Origin of the sequence: Burkholderia sp. EMB26 (assembly GCF_024730645.1) — a bacterium.
Taxonomy (GTDB): Bacteria; Pseudomonadota; Gammaproteobacteria; order Burkholderiales; family Burkholderiaceae; genus Burkholderia; species Burkholderia cenocepacia.
The window spans coordinates 2303813-2319181 of record NZ_CP078071.1; the positions used below are offsets into that span (position 1 = coordinate 2303813).

Sequence of the window (15369 nt, forward strand, 5' to 3'; positions counted from 1 at the left end):
ATCGGACGAGTCTGATTCGAGCCCGACGCGCCATCACGTGCCGGGCTCGCGGTCAGATCAGCAGCGTGAGCGTGCGGAACAGCGCGAGATCCTCCTTGCGCGCCGAGCGCGCATGCTGGCGGATCACGTGCAGCAGGCAGTCGATGAAGCACCGCGCCGCATCGCCGAGCGTGCTGCTGCGGCGCGTGACGATGCCGAGCTCGCTCGGCTCGAAGGTCTCCTTCAGCGGCAGCACGCGCATCCGCTCGCCGAACGGCGGTACCGCGGCGAGGATCGTCGGGCACCACGTGCACATGCCGGCCTGCTCGAGCATCGTCTGCAACATCGCGACCGATTGCGCGCGCACGATGCGCCGTTCGTCGATCCGCGCACCGTGCCGCGTGAACAGGTAGTCGATGAGCGCGGCCTGGCCGTCGGCCGACGAATTCAGCACCCAGTCGCAATCGAGCAGGTCGTGCACCGACGTCGCGCGTTCGCGCGGATGCCCGGCGCGCACCATCACCGACGTGTCGTAGCGCAGCAGCGGCTCGAACGCGAACTCCTGCGCGCCGCTGCCGGGCTGCACGTGGCCGAGCGCGAAATCCATGCTGCCGTCGCGCAGCAGCGGTTGCGCGACGGCCATCAGCGCTTCGTAGAGTTCGAGGCGCACGTCCGGCATCCGCTCGCGAAACTGCAGCACGGTTTCCGCGAGGAACGTCATCGTCAGCCACGGCGTGACGCCGACGCTCAGCCGCCCCTCGACGCGGCCGCGCATCCGTTCGAGATCGCTCCGCGCATGTTCGAGCTGCTTCAGGACGAGCTTCGCGTGCGTGAGCAAGGTCTTCCCGTAGTCGGTGAAGCCGATGCCTTCCGGGGCGCGCACCAGCAACGGCAGGCGTTCGCTGGCTTCCAGCTCGCGCAGCGCGCGCGTGACGGCCGCCTGCGACAGCCCGAGCGTGCGCGCCGCGCCGCGGATGCTCCCGGCTTCGGCGCTCGCGACGAGCGCCTGCAACTGATGCAACTTGATCGTGCTCATGGGGCGGGACCGTGTGATGGGATGAATGCCGACAACGAAAGGTTGTCATCATAACGAAACTGCGACTGTTCGCCGGCTTTTTCGCTGCCTACGATTTCGCCCACGATCTGCCATTCCGGCAGTCGCCACGCGGTATCTATCGAGGAGTAACAGGGTTGGATCGAGCACGCATAGCGCCCGAAATGGCGACCATCGAGGCGGAAATGATCGCGCTGCGCCGCCGGCTGCACGCGCATCCGGAGCTGGGTTTCGAGGAACACGCGACGAGCGCGCTCGTCGCCGACTGCCTGACAACATGGGGTTATCAGGTGACGCGCGGTCTCGGCGGCACCGGCGTGGTCGGCACGCTCGTGCGCGGCGCCGGGAAGCGGCTCGGGCTGCGCGCCGACATGGACGCGCTGCCGATCCGCGAGACGACCGGGCTGCCGCATGCGAGCCGGCGCGACGGCGTGATGCACGCGTGCGGCCACGACGGCCATACGGCGATGCTGCTCGCGGCGGCCCGCTGCCTGGCCGAGCGCGGGCGCTTCACCGGCACGCTGAACCTGATTTTCCAGCCGGCCGAGGAAGGGCTCGGCGGCGCCAAGCGGATGCTCGACGACGGGCTGTTCACGCGGTTCCCGTGCGACGCCGTATTCGCGATGCACAACGTGCCGGGCCTGCCGGCCGGCGTGCTCGGCTTCTGCGACGGGCCCGCGATGGCGTCGGCCGACGAGGTGCGCGTGCGCGTGACCGGGCGTGGCGGCCACGGCGCGGCGCCGCACACGACGATCGATCCGGTGGTCGTCTGCGCGTCGATCGTGATGGCGCTGCAGACGGTCGTGTCGCGCAACGTGAATCCGCAGGAACTGGCGATCGTGTCGATCGGCTCGATCCATGCGGGCACTGCATCGAACGTGATTCCGCCTCATGCGGATCTCGCACTCAGCGTGCGCGCGCTGTCGCCGGACGTGCGCGCGCTGCTCGAGCGGCGCATCCGCGCGATCGTGCACGGCCAGGCCGACAGCTATGGCGCGACGGCCGAGATCGACTATCGCCATGGCTATCCGGTGCTGGTCAATCACGCGGCGGAGACGGCGTTCGCCCGCGACGTCGCGCGCGAATGGGGCGGCGACGACGCGCTGATTCCGCATGTGCGGCCGATCGCGGCGAGCGAGGATTTCGCATTCATGCTCGACGCGTGCCCGGGCAGCTATCTGTCGATCGGCAACGGAGACGGCGGCGGCGCGGCCGGCTGCGGACTGCATCACCCCGGCTACGACTTCAACGACGCGTGCCTCGCGACGGGCGCGAGTTACTGGATCGCGCTCGCGGAGCGCTACCTCGCGTGAGCCGGACACGCGGATTCGATTCACCTTCAACGACGACAAAAGGAGACGGGCAATGAAACAGTGGATGGCGGCGCTCGCGGTGGCGCTGACGGCAACGACGCTCGCGGCGAGCGCGCAGGCGGGAGACTGGACGGGCAAGGAGATCCGCCTCGCGGTCGATCCCACCTATCCGCCGCTCGAATACAAGCAGCCCGACGGCACGCTGAGCGGCTTCGGGATCGACATCACGAATGCGTTGTGCGCGGAGCTGCATGCGCGCTGCGTGTGGGTCGAGTCGAGTTTCGACGGGATGATTCCAGGGCTGCTCGCGCGCAAGTTCGACGTCATCGCATCGTCGATGACGATCACGCCGAAGCGGATGCAGCAGATCGCGTTCACGAACCGGATCTCGAATGCACCGGCGCGGCTGATCGCGCGCAAGGGTTCGCCGCTGCTGCCGACGGCCGCGTCGCTGAAGGGCAAGCGCGTCGGCGTCGAGCAAGGTTCCGCCCAGGCCGACTACGCGATCGCGAACTGGCAGCCGGCCGGCGTGCAGATCGAGTCGTATCAGAACCAGGACCAGGTGTACGCCGACCTCGTGACGGGGCGGCTCGACGCGGCGTTCCAGGCATCGATCGCGGCCAGCGACGGCTTCCTGAAGAAACCGCAGGGCAAGGACTTCATGTTCGCCGGCGCGCCGATCGACGACGCGAAGTACTTCGGGCAGGGCGACGGCCTCGGTCTGCGCAAGCAGGATACCGGCCTGCGCGATGCGTTCAACCGCGCACTGGCGACGATTCTCGAGAACGGCACGTATCGGCGGATCAACCGCAAGTACTTCGACTTCGACATCTACGGCGCGAAGTAACGCGCGCTGCGCCGTGTGGTACGGCACAACGATCGACATATAAATAAGGAAAACGAATGAACTGGAGATGGTTTTTCGTCGCGATGCCGGCACTTTGCGTCGCGCCGGCCTTTGCGCAAAGCAGCGTCACGCTGTATGGGCTGGTCGACGCGGGCATCGACTATACAAACGACGTCGGCGGCCACGGCGCGTGGCAGATGGCGAGCGGCTTCGCGCAGGGCAGCCGCTGGGGGCTGAAGGGCACCGAGGATCTCGGCGGCGGCTACCGCGCGCTGTTCCAGATCGAGAACGGCTTCAACGTGAACAGCGGCACGCTCGCGCAGGGTGGCCGCCTGTTCGGGCGGCAGGCATACGTCGGCGTGGGCAGCACGCGCTTCGGCACGCTCACGCTCGGCCGGCAATACGATTCGGTCGTCGATTACCTTGCGCCGACGACCGCGAACGGTAGCTGGGGCGTCTACCCGTTCTCGCACCCGCTCGACAACGACAATACCGGCAACACGTTCCGCGTGAACAACACGGTCAAGTACGCGAGCCCGGATTTCGCCGGCTTCTCGTTCGGCGGCACGTACAGCTTCAGCAACGACACCGGGTTCGCGAACAACCGTCAGTGGAGCGTCGGCGCGCAGTACGAGCACGGCGGCCTGCTGGTCGGCGCTGCATTCCTGAACGCGGACAACCCGGGCGCGACGGCCGGCGGTGCGATCGCGGGTGCGGGGACGGTCGGCGCGGACGCGAACTTCGCGTCGGCGCGATTGCGGATTTTCGGCGCGGGCATCAACTACACCGCCGGGCCCGCGACGGTCGGGTTCGCGTATACGAACAGCAACGTCACGCGGCCGACCGCGAACGTCGGCTACCTGTTCGGCGACGAGACGATCGAGCCGGTGACGGGGCCGCTTGCCGGCGGCACGGTCGCGGCGATCAAGTACCAGAACTTCGAAGTGAACGGCAAGTATCAGTTCACGCCGGCGTGCTTCGTCGGTGCGCAGTACGTGTATACGACCGTGCGTTACGACACGACCGCGGGCAGCGCGAAGCCGAAGATCCATTCGATCGGGCTGATGGCCGACTACGCGCTGTCCAGGCGCACCGACGTCTATCTGATGGGCGCGTACCAGCGGATTGCCGGCGATGCGACCGGCTCGTCACTCGATTACGCGTACGTCCCGGGGGCGGCCGATCTGTCGTCGACGTCGAAGCAACTGATGGTGCATGCGGGGATTCGGCACAAGTTCTGATCGCGTGAAGCACGGAGACCGGCGGCCGGCATCGCGCAGCGCGCGCACGGTCGCCGGCTGGTTGTTTGACTGGCGCAGGCGTCCGGCCGGCAGGCTCACGCAGCCCGCCAGCCGGCCCGCTCCGGTCATGCGAGCAGCGCGTCCATCTGCTGGCGCGCGTTTTCCAGTCCCGCGTTGAAACCGTGCGGCTTCATGTCCAACCCTTCGGCATAGACGAATTCCACATCGGCGATACCCATCAGGCCGAGCACGGCGCGCAGGTACGGCGTGACCGCATCCGTTGCCTGCCCGACGTGGACGCCGCCGCGCGTGCTGAACACGATCGCGCGGACGCCTTCGACGAGCCCCATCGGATAGGTGTCCGTGTAGCGGAACGTCACGCGGGCCCGCGCGACGAGGTCGAACCAGTTCTTCAACTGGGTCGGCACGTTGTGGTTGTACATCGGCGCACCGATCAGCAGCAGGTCGCTGCCCTTGAGTTCGGCGATCAACGCGTCGGACAACGCGATCGCCTGCCGCGCGCGTTCGCTCGGGTGTTCCGCGCCGCGCAGCGCATGGAACAGCTCGCTGTCGAGCACCGGCAGCGCGTCGGCGACGAGATCGCGCACGATCACGTCGTCGGCATGGCCGTTGGCGTTGCGCTGCGCGAGGAACGTATCGATCAGCGTGCCGGTATGCGACTGGCTGCCGTTGATGCTGGATTTGAGGACGAGAATCCGGGCCATGGTGCGTACTCCGTTTGCGAATGTCGAGGACTGGAATCGATCCTATCATTCACTTTTTATCGCCAAAAGCGATAAGATCGACGCATTGTGTAGTGTATTTGTCCCCAATCGGATGCGAAACAACCTGAAAGGCATCGACGTGTTCGTCGCCGCGGTGGACGCGAGCAGCTTCGCGCAGGCCGCCGAGAAGCTGCACATCACGCGCTCGGCCGTCGGCAAAAGCATCGCGCGCCTCGAGGAACGGCTCGGCGTCGTGCTGTTTCACCGCACGACGCGCAGCCAGAGCCTGACCGACGAGGGTTCGCTGTTCTACGAGCATTGCCTGCGTGCGATGGACGAGATCCAGGCCGGCGAGGCGCTGCTCGAAACCGGCAAGTGGCAGATGAAAGGGCGGCTGCGCGTGTCGATGCCGACGCTGTTCGGCCATCTGTGCGTCGCGCCGATCCTGATCGACGTCGCGAAGGCGCACCCGGACCTCGATCTGGAGTTGTCCTTCAGCGACCGGTCCGTCGATCTGGTCGAGGAGCGCTTCGATCTCGCGGTGCGCATCGGCACGTTGCCGAACAGCAGCGGACTGGTCGCGCGAGCGCTCGGCGAGCACCGGATGGCGTTCTGCGCGTCGCCGGCTTACCTGAGCCGATACGGCGAACCGCAAACCTGGCGGGAACTGGAGCAGCACAAGGCACTGGCTTATACGCGCTTTGGCCAGGTGCATCGCTGGCCCGTTCTCGTCGACGGCGAGCGCGTGGAATTGCAGCCCGCCGTCCGGCTGCTGTCCGACGACCTGCGCGCGTTGATGGATGCCGCCCTTGCCGATCTCGGCGTCGCGTGGCTGCCGTACTGGCTGGTGCGCGACGCATTGCGCGGCGGCGCGTTGCGGGAGCTGCTGCCGGAGCAGCCGGGCGTCGTCTACCCGATCCACGCGGTGTGGCCGGCGACGCCGCACCTGCCGCTGAAAGTGCGGGCCGCCGTCGATGCGCTGCGGGAACACTTGCCCGCCCGGCTGGCCGCGGTCGAAGCGCGGATGTGACGAAGCGGCGCGGCACCGCTGCCGGTCCGTCGCCGGGCGTTACTGCCCGAAGCGCTGCGTGACGGTGTCCTTCAGCCGCGCGGCGGTCAGCTCGCCCATGTGTGATTCGACGAGTTCGCCTTTCGCGTTGAAGAACAACGTGGTCGGCAGCCCGCGCGAGCCATACGCGTGCATCGCGTGCAGCGAAGGATCGAGCAGCACGTGATCGAAGCGCAGGCTCTGCTGTTCGAGGAACGCGCGCACGGCTTGCGCGTTTTCCCCCTGGTTGAGCATCAGCACCGTGATGCCCGGATGGTCGCGCTGCGCCTGTTCGAGGATCGGCATCTCGCGGCGGCACGGCGCGCACCACGTCGCCCACAGGTTCACGACCACCGGCTTGCCGACGAAGCCCGCCGGCAACACGGGCGTTGAATCGAGTGCCTGGAGCGGCATCGCGGCAAGCGGCGGCGCGCCGCGCTGCAGCGTCGCCAGCGTGCCTTGCGCGATACCCCACGCACCGAGGCCGGCGACGATGCCGGCCAGCACCGGCCGACGCAGCGCCGGCAGGCGACGCAAGCGCCAGCCGGCGAACACCAGCGCGGCCGCGATACCGATGCGCGCGTCGAAGCCGCCATCGCTGAGCGCGACGATCGCGCGCGGCGACGCCGCATAGTCCGGCCACCATTGCGCGACATAACCGACGCGCGCGGCGATCAACCCGAGCAGCAGCACGTCGAGGATCAGGCTCGACGCGGTCTTGTGATGCCCGTCGGGCGGACGGCGCTGGATGACGCGCGCGACGAGCCACGCCAGCAGCGCGGCGGCGGCGACCGCGACGACGCGGATCGAGAAGGGACCGATGCTCAGCATGAAATAGGAAGAATGGACGTGATCGAGCGGGGCAGGTGAGCGGATGGTCCGCCGCGGCATTCAGGCCGTCGACGGTCGTGCGGCGTTTCGACCGGTTGCCGCGTATGGGGGTTCCCGCCGAGAACGTAACGGCGTGTTGCGGATCGTGACAGGTCCGCGCGTAGCTCAGGACTGCGTGATGTTCACGCCGATATGCAGCGAATCGGACCGGTCTGATGGTCAGCGGCATGTCGTTCATCAACAATACGCAGGCCGGTCTGGTGTGGTGTCCGCCGGTATCCCGCATAGGGATCTCTCCTTGACGGCCGCTCCGCTCGCGAGCGGCCGCTTTTTCAGCGTCATGCATGCGCGCGTGAATGCCTTGTGGCGGTCGGTGGGCGCGGCCGCACGCCGGTGCATATCGGCTGATTCAACGGAACAGGAACGTTGCCGGATGCGAGCACCGGGCATTCACTCACGCGTGACATGAACGAGGACGCAGATGGCCGCCGTCGCGCCGTGCGTTCCCCGTTCGTTCGCCGTTCGTTTCGTTCGCACACGCGAGGCCCTGCGTTACGGGGCTTTGCCTGAACCGGCGCCGCCAAGCCGATACGCGGTAAAGAACTCGTACCACGGCGACCCTTGCGCGACCGGTACGCCAAGTGCCGCCGTCCGCTGTTTCAGCGCACCGAATACATCGTCGATGAGCGCATTCAGCGTCCTGTCGCGAAATGGAACCGGTTGCGTCCGCCCCGCCGCGAACGCGCCATACGCGATCGCCAGCAGGCGGGCGCGGTCGTCGGTGCCCGCGATCGTCGCGTTGATCGTTTCGACGAAGCGCGGCCGGTCTTCGTCGCGCGCTGCGGACAGGCACAGGAACACGATCGCCGACAGCTCATGCCGGTCTTTCACCCGCAGCAGCGCGGGCAGCCGTGCAACGATCCGTTCCACCGGTTCGTCGCGCAGCGCATCGCCGAAGTCGAGCACGGCGGTCATCGGGTTCGTGTCGGCTTTCAGGCGGTCGAGCGCCGATTGCGGGGCCGACGACGCGCGGTCCTGCACCGCGGCGGGTGCGGACCGCAACGCATCGGCCACCTGCTGCGTCCACGCCGGAAAGATCATCCGCACGTTGCCGAACTGCTCGCCGCCTTCCGCGGACGGATTCCACCGATAGACGATCGTGCCGCCGCGAATGAACGGCGAATACAGATGCTCGGGCGTTTGCGGCAGCGGCCGCCGGTTGATCGGCAGCCACGCGAGCGTGAGCCAGTCGTAGCGGCCCGTCGCGGGCACTGCCGGGCTCGAACTCGCGACGACCTGCCACGTGCCGCGATTCGCATAGCGGCGGCGCGCGTCGGGTACCGGGACGGTCTGGCCTTTCGCGGTGTCGAAATACGTATCGCCCGTGACGCGTGCGCCGCTGTCCGCGGCCGGCGTGATGGTCGAGATGACCCACGACGCGCCGTCCGCCGAGCGGTAGTCGGACGGCTTCAGCGTCGCCACGTCGTGCACCATGCGCGTTTCCGCCGCGACGGGGCTGGGCGGGGCGTCGGCGGGCGCGGCGAAGATACTCGGCATCGGCTTTCCTCGGAATCGGTGCGCATCGTCGAGCGGGGCGACGCGGCGGCATGGCTGGTTTTCTCGTAACTGTAGAACGTCGTGACCGGAAACGGAAACTGGCCAAACGGCTAATCGGTGCACACGGGTCGCGCTTCGGCTTACCATGCGCATCCTGAGCCAACGACGCATACCGGGCGGGAGTACGCATGATCGACACGAAAGCCATTACCGCACACTGGACGCGGGTCGCCGATCAATGGATCGACTGGGCCGGCAAGCCGGGCCACGATGCGTTCTGGAAATATCGCGCGGGGCTCGCGGCCTACATCGGGCGCGGCACTGGCGTCGCGCTGGAGATCGGCTGCGGCGAAGGCCGCGTGAGCCGCGAACTGAAGGCGCTCGGCTACGACGTGACCGCGAGCGACGCGGTGCCCGCGATGCTCGACGCCGCGCGCCGCGCGGATTCCGCGCATCGCTATCGACTGGCGGACGCGGCGGCGCTGCCGTTCGACGCGGCCAGCTTCGATCTCGTGATGGCGTACAACGTGCTGATGGACCTCGACGACATGCAGGGCGCCTTACGCGAGGCGCGCCGCGTGCTGAAGCCGGACGGCACGCTGTTCATCTCGCTCGTGCATCCGTTCCGCGATCGCGGCGGCTTTGCCGGGCCGCAGCCCGATGCGCCGTTCGTGCTGACGGGCAGCTATTTCGGGCGCGAGCATTTCGACGGCGTGGAAACGCGCGACGGGCTGTCGATGCACTTCGCGGGCTGGTCGCTGCCGCTGCAGGCGTACATGGAGGCGCTGGAGGCGGCCGGGTTCGCGATCGTGTCGCTGCGCGAGCCGCCGCCCGATCATGCCGACACGGATCTGCTGAAGCAGTGGGCGCGCGTGCCGCTGTTTCTGTGGATCAAGGCGCGGCCGCTGGGGTGAGCGCGGCCGGGGCGCGAGCCGGTGGACTGAATCGGCGGACGTCGGTTTTCTTCGCCGTGAGTTGCGGCTTGGCGCCGTAGCCCTTGCGCAGCGCCCCGGCACGAACTGTGTCCGTCAGGCTATAAAAGACGATTGAAGGGAGCGTGGAGTGTCCTCGGGGCGGCCGGTTGGCGGCCATCGCTGCCGTCACGCGCCCCGGACGCCTCAACGCGCAGCCTTTCACTCTGCTAGACTTTTCGGCCGTCAGTCGCCGTCCGGGCCGCACCCCGCTTCTCGCGCCATGAACAAACACCACGCGCCGAATCCGATCACCGAGGTGCTGCGCGCCTACTGGAAAGCCGATCGCCGGATGCTGCTGACGGTCGCGGCTGTCGTCGTTCTATCGAGCGTCACCGCCGTCGCCGCGCCCTATCTGTTCTCGCGCCTGATCGACGCGCTGTCGCATCGCGGCGCGCCGCACGCGCTCATGGCGGGCTTCGTGGTCTACGCGGTGCTGCTGGGCCTGTCCAGCGCGCTGCAACGCGTCGTGCAGTACCTTGCCTTCATGAGTGCCGGGAATCTCGGATTCATCACCAGCACGCGCTTTTTCGAACGCATCCTGAAGAAGACCACGGCGTTCTTCGTCGAGCACAACCCGGCGGAAATCCAGAGCGCGAACACGCGCGGGAGCCGGGCGCTGTCGGTGCTGGTGCAGTTGGCGCTGATGGACTTGATCCCCGGCACGCTGCAGATCGTCTTCACGCTCGTCACGCTGGGCGCGCTGATCAACCTCGAAGTGGCGGCCATCACCGCTACGTATGGCGCGATCGCGGTGACGATCGCGATCGTGTCCGCGCGGCGCTCGCGCGTGTACCTCGATCGCGCGATCGAGGCCGGGCAGGAGAATGCGCGGTTCGTCGGCGGCGCGATCAACGCGATGGAAACGCTCCGGCATTTCGGCAGCCATCGCTGGATGAGCGAGCGTTTCGCGGAGAAGGCGCGCGCCGAACGCGACAACTGGCGCGCGTACGTGATGCAGCATGTCGGCTTTCTCGCGCTGCTGGGGCTCGGCCTCGCGATCCAGTTCTCCGTCACGTTCTGGCTGCTGCTGCCGCGTCATGCGGCCGGCGCGCTGTCGATCGGCGACATCGTGCTGTTCAATACGCTGCTGCTGCAACTGAACCTGCCGTTCGACATGCTCGCGCGCTCGATCGACGAGAGTGCGCGTTCCCGCGCGGCGCTCGTGCCGTTCGCGGCGCTGTGGACGGCGCCCGAGGAGCGGCAGGTGTCGCACGCGTCGGCGTTCGCGCCGCGCGACGGGCGCATCGTGTTCGAACGCGTCGGCTATGCGTACGGCAACGGACGCGGCGTGCGCGACGTCGATTTCGTGGCCGAGCGCGGCGGCATCACGTTCGTCGTCGGCGAAACCGGCGCGGGGAAGTCGACCGTCTTCAAGCTGGCGCTGAAATCGATCGAGCCGACCGACGGCCGCATTCTGGTCGACGGCGTCGATCTCGCGACGATCGATCGCGCCGACTGGTACGGCGCGGTGGCGGTCGTGCCGCAGGACGTCGTGCTGCTGAACGACAGCCTGGAGGACAACATCCTGCTCGGCCGCCCGTGCGATGCGCAGCGCCTGCGCGACGCGGCCGCGAAGGCCGCGATCCTGCCGTTCATCGACGGCTTGCCGGACGGGTTCCGCACGACGGTCGGCGAGCGCGGACTGAAACTGTCCGGCGGCGAGCGCCAGCGCATCGCGATCGCCCGCGCGCTGTACGGCAATCCGACCGTGCTGTTTCTCGACGAGGCGAGTTCCGCGCTCGACGAAGCCACCGAGCGCGACATCATGGCGCACGTGCGGCTGCTGGCCCGCGACGTCACGGTGATCGCGATCACGCACCGGCGCTCGGTCATCGGGCCGACCGACAAGGTCGTGCGGCTCGGCGCGGCACGCGTGCCGGCCTGATGCCCGGGTCTCGACGGCTTACCCGCGCATCGGCGGATTGAGCCGCGCGAACGCCGCCTGCCGGCGATACGGGAAGTACGGATACGGCGCTTCGACCGCGCTCGCCGCGTCCAGCTTCGCGACCTGCGCATCGGTCAGCGTCCAGCCGACCGCGCCGAGGTTCTGCCGCAACTGTTCCTCGTTGCGCGCGCCGACGATCACCGACGACACGGTCGGCCGCTGCAGCAGCCAGTTCAATGCGATCTGCGGCACCGTCTTGCCGGTTTCCTCCGCGATCGCATCGAGCGCATCGACCACGTCGTACAGGCGCGCGTCGTCGACCGGCGGCCCGTAGCTGGCCGTTTCATGCAGCCGGCTGCCTTCGGGCAGCGGCGCATTGCGCCGGATCTTGCCGGTGAGCCGGCCCCAGCCGAGCGGGCTCCACACCAGCGCGCCGAGGCCCTGGTCCGCGCCGAGCGGCATCAGGTCCCATTCGTAGTCGCGGCCGACGAGCGAGTAGTACACCTGGTTCGCCACGTAGCGCGACCAGCCATGCCGGTCGGCCGCCGCGAGCGACTTCATGATCTGCCAGCCGGCGAAGTTCGACACGCCGATGTAGCGCAGCTTGCCCGCGCGCACGAGATCGTCGAGCGTCGACATCACTTCCTCGACCGGCGTGCCGGCGTCGAACGCATGGAGTTGCAGCAGGTCGATGTAGTCGGTGTCGAGCCGGCGCAGCGCGTCGTCGACGGCGCGCACCAGCCGTGCGCGCGACGTGCCGGCGTCGTTCGGGCCGTCGCCGGTCGGCAGGCCCGTCTTGGTCGAGATCAGCACCTGGTCGCGGCGCCCCTTGAGCGCGGCGCCGAGCACCCGCTCGGACGCGCCGTCGGAATACACGTCGGCCGTGTCGAACAGGTTGACGCCGGCGTCGAGGCAGATGTCGATCAGGCGGCGCGCTTCGTCGACACCGGTATTGCCCCATGCACTGAACAGCGGGCCGGTGCCGCCGAAGGTGCCGGCGCCGAAGCTCAGCACGGGGACCTGGAGGCCGGAGCGGCCGAGCGTGCGGTATTCCATCTGCGTTTCCTTTCGTCGTATGGGCGCGGCGCGGCCGCGGATCGATCGTCAGGCGATCAATGTACCGTTTGCGCCATTCCCGGATAATCCAGAAGATGGCGAAAATATCCTTCGGAAGGGGCGAACAATGCTGCTCGACAACCTCGCGCTGTTCCTGCGCATCGTGGAGAAGGGCGGGCTGGCCGCCGCGGGTCGCGAGGTCGGTCTGTCGCCGGCCACGGTGTCCGAGCGGCTGACGGCGCTCGAGCGTCACTACGGCGCGGCGCTGCTCACGCGCACGACGCGCGCGATCAGCCTGACCGACGAGGGCCGCACGCTGGTGGACGGCGCGCGACGCCTGCTGGCCGAGGCCGACGAACTCGAGAGCCGCGTGCGGCTGGGCGTGCAGACGCTGTCGGGGCCGGTGCGGCTCAGTGCGCCGGCCGATCTCGGGCGCGAGCGCGTCGTGCCCGTCGTCGACGCATTCCTGGCCGACCATCCGGGCGTGACGGTCGACCTGCATCTCGGCGACGGGTATGTCGACCTCGTCGGGCAGGGGCTCGATTTCGCGATCCGCCGCGGCACGCTGGCCGACAGTTCGTTGCGCAGCCGTTCGCTCGGCCGTGCGCGGCGCGTGGTGTGCGCGTCGCCCGCGTATCTCGCCGCACATGGCACGCCAATGCACCCGGACGAACTCGCCGCGCACGACTGCATCGTGATGCGCTTCGGCCAGGAGCTGTATGCCGAATGGCCGTTCGGCATCGACGGCGTATTGAAGCGCGTGGTGGTGCGCGGCCGGCGCGTCGCCAACGACGGGGCGCTCGTGCGCGCGTGGTGCATCGCGGGGCACGGCATCGCGCTGAAGTCGCTGGTCGACGTCGAGCGCGATCTGGCGTCGGGCGCGCTCGTCGAGATCCTTCGAGACTTCTCGCCGGGCGAAGTCGATCTGCAGATCGTCTATCCGGGGCGTGCGGCGCAGCCGCGGCGTGTGCGGGCGTTGATCGACAGGCTGGCACAGGCGCTGGCCTGAAGCACGTTGCCTGACGCGCTTCGAGCGGTTGAAGCGGCGATCTCGCTGCGATCACATCGAATGTGCGCCGGTGCATGCCGGCGAACGTCGTCATGCGTCGAAATCCCCCTTCGACTGCATTGCCCACATTTCGTCATTTAGCTAATATTCAAAACGTTAAACGAATCCGCACCCCCATGGACGACGTCACCCGCCTCAGCGCGCTCGCCAACGAAAGCCGTCTGGCCGTGATGCGCTGGCTCAGGCAACCGCGCAAGCATTTCCCGCCGCAGCCGCATGGCGACGTCGACGCGCTCGGCGTGTGCTGCACGTACATCACCGAGAAGCTCGGCATCGCGCCGGCCACGACCACGCGCCACATGCGCATCCTCGCGGATGCCGGGCTCGTGCAGGCGACCCGCGTCGGCAAGTTCACGTACTACAAGCGGATCGACGGCGCGCTGCAGCGGCTCGGCCGCGATCTCTCGCAACTCTGACCCTGACCGAGGCAACCGACATGGACGAACTTTCCCTGCTGGCCGACGCCGACCGGCGCGCGCACGCGTATCTGGCTGCAACGAACGAGCGGCGCGCGTTTCCCGACGCGGCCGCACTCGCCGGCCTCGCCGCGTTCGACGAGCCGCTGCCCGATGCAGGCCGCCCGGCCGACGACGTGCTGCGCCTGCTCGACGAGCACGGCACGCCCGCGACGGTCGCATCGAACGGCCCGAACTACTTCGGCTTCGTGATCGGCGCGACGCTGCCGGCCGCGGCGGCGGCCGAGCGGCTGATGCTCGCGTGGGACCAGTGCGCGTCGTCGTATGCGAATTCGCCGGTGGCCGCGACGCTCGAGCGCCAGGCCGCGCGCTGGGTCGTCGATGCGCTCGGGTTGCCCGAAGGCAGCGCGGTCGGCTTCGGCACGAGCGCGACGGCCTGCACGCTCGTCGCGCTGGTGGCCGCGCGGCGCGCGCTGCTGGCGCGCAAGGGCTGGGATATCGACGAGGACGGGCTGATCGGCGCGCCGGAAGTGAAAGTCGTGATCTCCGCGCTCGCGCACATCACGGTGAAGAAGGCGCTGCGCGTGCTCGGCTTCGGGATGAAGCGCATCGTCGTCGCGCCGGTCGATACGCACGGCCGGATCGACCCGGCGCAGTTGCCGCCGCTCGACGACATGACCATTTTCTGCGTGCAGGCGGGCGAAGTGAACACCGGCGAATTCGATCCGTTCGCGGCGTTGATTCCGCCCGCGAAGGCGGCCGGCGCGTGGGTGCACGTCGACGGCGCGTTCGGCCTGTGGGCGCGCGCGTCGTCGAAGCGCGCGCTGACGGACGGCATCGACGGCGCGGACAGCTGGACGACCGACGGTCACAAATGGCTCAACACGCCGTACGACGGCGCGATGGTGATCTGTCGCGACGCGGCCGCGCTCGCCACCGCGATGAACAGCGACGCCGTCTACCTGAGCGGCGCGCACGATGCGCAGAAGAACCTGAACCTCGAATTCTCGCGACGCGCGCGCGGCATTCCCGTGTGGGCCGCGCTGCGTTCGCTCGGCCGCGCCGGCGTCGCGACGATGGTCGAGCGGCATTGCGCGCAGGCGGCGCGGGTCGCGGACGGCCTGCGTGCGGCCGGCTACGACGTGCTGAACCGCGTCGTGCTGAACCAGGTGCTCGTGCGCGCCGGCACCGACGAGGAAACGGCGGCGATCCTCGAAGCCGCGCAGGCGTCGGGCGACGTGTGGTTCGGCGCGACCGTGTGGCAGGGGCGGCCGGCGTTCCGGATCAGCGTGTCGTCGTGGCGCACCGAGGACGCGCACATCGATCGCCTCGTCGCGTTGCTGACGAAGCTGCGCGGCGTGCACGTGGGGTGAG

General features: G+C 68.5%; 14 protein-coding genes. 9 read left to right on the top strand and 5 right to left on the bottom strand.

The features are described from left to right. Nucleotides 1-52 precede the first annotated feature (52 nt). A complete protein-coding gene (locus KU887_RS27070) occupies nt 53-1015 on the bottom strand; it encodes a LysR substrate-binding domain-containing protein (RefSeq protein ID WP_006494638.1) in 963 nt (320 codons plus the stop codon). A gap of 155 nt (nt 1016-1170) precedes the next feature. Here KU887_RS27070 and KU887_RS27075 point away from each other — a divergent pair, with 155 nt between their 5' ends. The 3 genes from KU887_RS27075 to KU887_RS27085 are packed head-to-tail and all read left to right on the top strand — an operon-like array spanning nt 1171 to nt 4434. Continuing rightward, nucleotides 1171-2346: a M20 aminoacylase family protein gene (locus tag KU887_RS27075; RefSeq protein WP_194131629.1), complete on the top strand. Its 1176-nt coding sequence runs from the start codon at nt 1171-1173 to the stop codon at nt 2344-2346. 52 nt (nt 2347-2398) lie between these two features. Beyond that, on the top strand, nt 2399-3193 hold the full coding sequence (locus tag KU887_RS27080; RefSeq protein ID WP_194131628.1) for an ABC transporter substrate-binding protein: 795 nt from the start codon (nt 2399-2401) through the stop codon (nt 3191-3193). Between the two features lie 56 nt (nt 3194-3249). Beyond that, entirely contained in the window at nt 3250-4434 is a 1185-nt protein-coding gene (locus tag KU887_RS27085; RefSeq protein WP_194131627.1) for a porin, read from the top strand. A 125-nt stretch (nt 4435-4559) separates the two neighbouring features. Here KU887_RS27085 and KU887_RS27090 read toward each other — a convergent pair whose 3' ends face one another. Then, nucleotides 4560-5159 carry an FMN-dependent NADH-azoreductase gene (locus KU887_RS27090; protein ID WP_258256147.1) on the bottom strand — a complete coding sequence of 200 codons (600 nt, stop codon included), beginning with the start codon at nt 5157-5159 and terminating at the stop codon, nt 4560-4562. Between KU887_RS27090 and KU887_RS27095 the strand changes: the two genes are divergently transcribed. Then, complete coding sequence (locus KU887_RS27095; protein WP_258256148.1) at nt 5158-6189, top strand: LysR substrate-binding domain-containing protein; 1032 nt, start codon at nt 5158-5160, stop codon at nt 6187-6189. The two genes, KU887_RS27090 and KU887_RS27095, sit on opposite strands and share 2 nt — an antisense overlap. Nucleotides 6190-6228: 39 nt before the next feature. On the opposite strand, the gene KU887_RS27100 is transcribed toward KU887_RS27095, so the two are convergent. After that, nucleotides 6229-7038 carry a TlpA disulfide reductase family protein gene (locus KU887_RS27100; protein WP_006494631.1) on the bottom strand — a complete coding sequence of 270 codons (810 nt, stop codon included), beginning with the start codon at nt 7036-7038 and terminating at the stop codon, nt 6229-6231. Nucleotides 7039-7590: 552 nt separating this feature from the next. Beyond that, a complete protein-coding gene (locus tag KU887_RS27105) occupies nt 7591-8595 on the bottom strand; it encodes a hypothetical protein (RefSeq protein WP_258258450.1) in 1005 nt (334 codons plus the stop codon). 188 nt (nt 8596-8783) lie between these two features. Between KU887_RS27105 and KU887_RS27110 the strand changes: the two genes are divergently transcribed. Together KU887_RS27110 and KU887_RS27115 are read left to right on the top strand one after the other, a co-directional pair. Beyond that, a complete protein-coding gene (locus KU887_RS27110) occupies nt 8784-9509 on the top strand; it encodes a class I SAM-dependent methyltransferase (RefSeq protein ID WP_258256150.1) in 726 nt (241 codons plus the stop codon). Nucleotides 9510-9789: 280 nt separating this feature from the next. Further along, nucleotides 9790-11454, top strand: a complete 1665-nt coding sequence (locus tag KU887_RS27115; protein ID WP_258256151.1) for an ABC transporter ATP-binding protein — start codon at nt 9790-9792, stop codon at nt 11452-11454. Nucleotides 11455-11472: 18 nt separating this feature from the next. Here KU887_RS27115 and KU887_RS27120 read toward each other — a convergent pair whose 3' ends face one another. Further along, the gene (locus KU887_RS27120) at nt 11473-12510 is read right to left on the bottom strand and encodes an aldo/keto reductase (RefSeq protein WP_174388417.1); all 1038 of its coding nucleotides are present in this window, start codon (nt 12508-12510) and stop codon (nt 11473-11475) included. A gap of 127 nt (nt 12511-12637) precedes the next feature. On the opposite strand from KU887_RS27120, the gene KU887_RS27125 reads away from it, so the two are divergent. The 3 genes from KU887_RS27125 to KU887_RS27135 all read left to right on the top strand — a co-directional run bounded on the left by KU887_RS27125 (nt 12638) and on the right by KU887_RS27135 (nt 15368). Continuing rightward, the gene (locus KU887_RS27125; RefSeq protein WP_006494625.1) at nt 12638-13519 is read left to right on the top strand and encodes a LysR family transcriptional regulator; all 882 of its coding nucleotides are present in this window, start codon (nt 12638-12640) and stop codon (nt 13517-13519) included. A 176-nt stretch (nt 13520-13695) separates the two neighbouring features. Further along, entirely contained in the window at nt 13696-13995 is a 300-nt protein-coding gene (locus tag KU887_RS27130) for a helix-turn-helix transcriptional regulator (protein WP_006494624.1), read from the top strand. 20 nt (nt 13996-14015) lie between these two features. Continuing rightward, the gene (locus tag KU887_RS27135) at nt 14016-15368 is read left to right on the top strand and encodes a pyridoxal-dependent decarboxylase (protein ID WP_059720987.1); all 1353 of its coding nucleotides are present in this window, start codon (nt 14016-14018) and stop codon (nt 15366-15368) included. Nucleotide 15369 lies beyond the last annotated feature (1 nt).

Coding starts and splice junctions, on each gene's coding strand:
- KU887_RS27110 (WP_258256150.1), top strand. CDS start 8,784: ATGATCGACACGAAAGCCATTACCGCACACTGGACGCGGGTCGCCGAT.
- KU887_RS27085 (WP_194131627.1), top strand. CDS start 3,250: ATGAACTGGAGATGGTTTTTCGTCGCGATGCCGGCACTTTGCGTCGCG.
- KU887_RS27100 (WP_006494631.1), bottom strand. CDS start 7,038: ATGCTGAGCATCGGTCCCTTCTCGATCCGCGTCGTCGCGGTCGCCGCC.
- KU887_RS27070 (WP_006494638.1), bottom strand. CDS start 1,015: ATGAGCACGATCAAGTTGCATCAGTTGCAGGCGCTCGTCGCGAGCGCC.
- KU887_RS27115 (WP_258256151.1), top strand. CDS start 9,790: ATGAACAAACACCACGCGCCGAATCCGATCACCGAGGTGCTGCGCGCC.
- KU887_RS27095 (WP_258256148.1), top strand. CDS start 5,158: ATGGTGCGTACTCCGTTTGCGAATGTCGAGGACTGGAATCGATCCTAT.
- KU887_RS27105 (WP_258258450.1), bottom strand. CDS start 8,595: ATGCCGAGTATCTTCGCCGCGCCCGCCGACGCCCCGCCCAGCCCCGTC.
- KU887_RS27120 (WP_174388417.1), bottom strand. CDS start 12,510: ATGGAATACCGCACGCTCGGCCGCTCCGGCCTCCAGGTCCCCGTGCTG.
- KU887_RS27125 (WP_006494625.1), top strand. CDS start 12,638: ATGCTGCTCGACAACCTCGCGCTGTTCCTGCGCATCGTGGAGAAGGGC.
- KU887_RS27090 (WP_258256147.1), bottom strand. CDS start 5,159: ATGGCCCGGATTCTCGTCCTCAAATCCAGCATCAACGGCAGCCAGTCG.
- KU887_RS27135 (WP_059720987.1), top strand. CDS start 14,016: ATGGACGAACTTTCCCTGCTGGCCGACGCCGACCGGCGCGCGCACGCG.
- KU887_RS27130 (WP_006494624.1), top strand. CDS start 13,696: ATGGACGACGTCACCCGCCTCAGCGCGCTCGCCAACGAAAGCCGTCTG.
- KU887_RS27080 (WP_194131628.1), top strand. CDS start 2,399: ATGAAACAGTGGATGGCGGCGCTCGCGGTGGCGCTGACGGCAACGACG.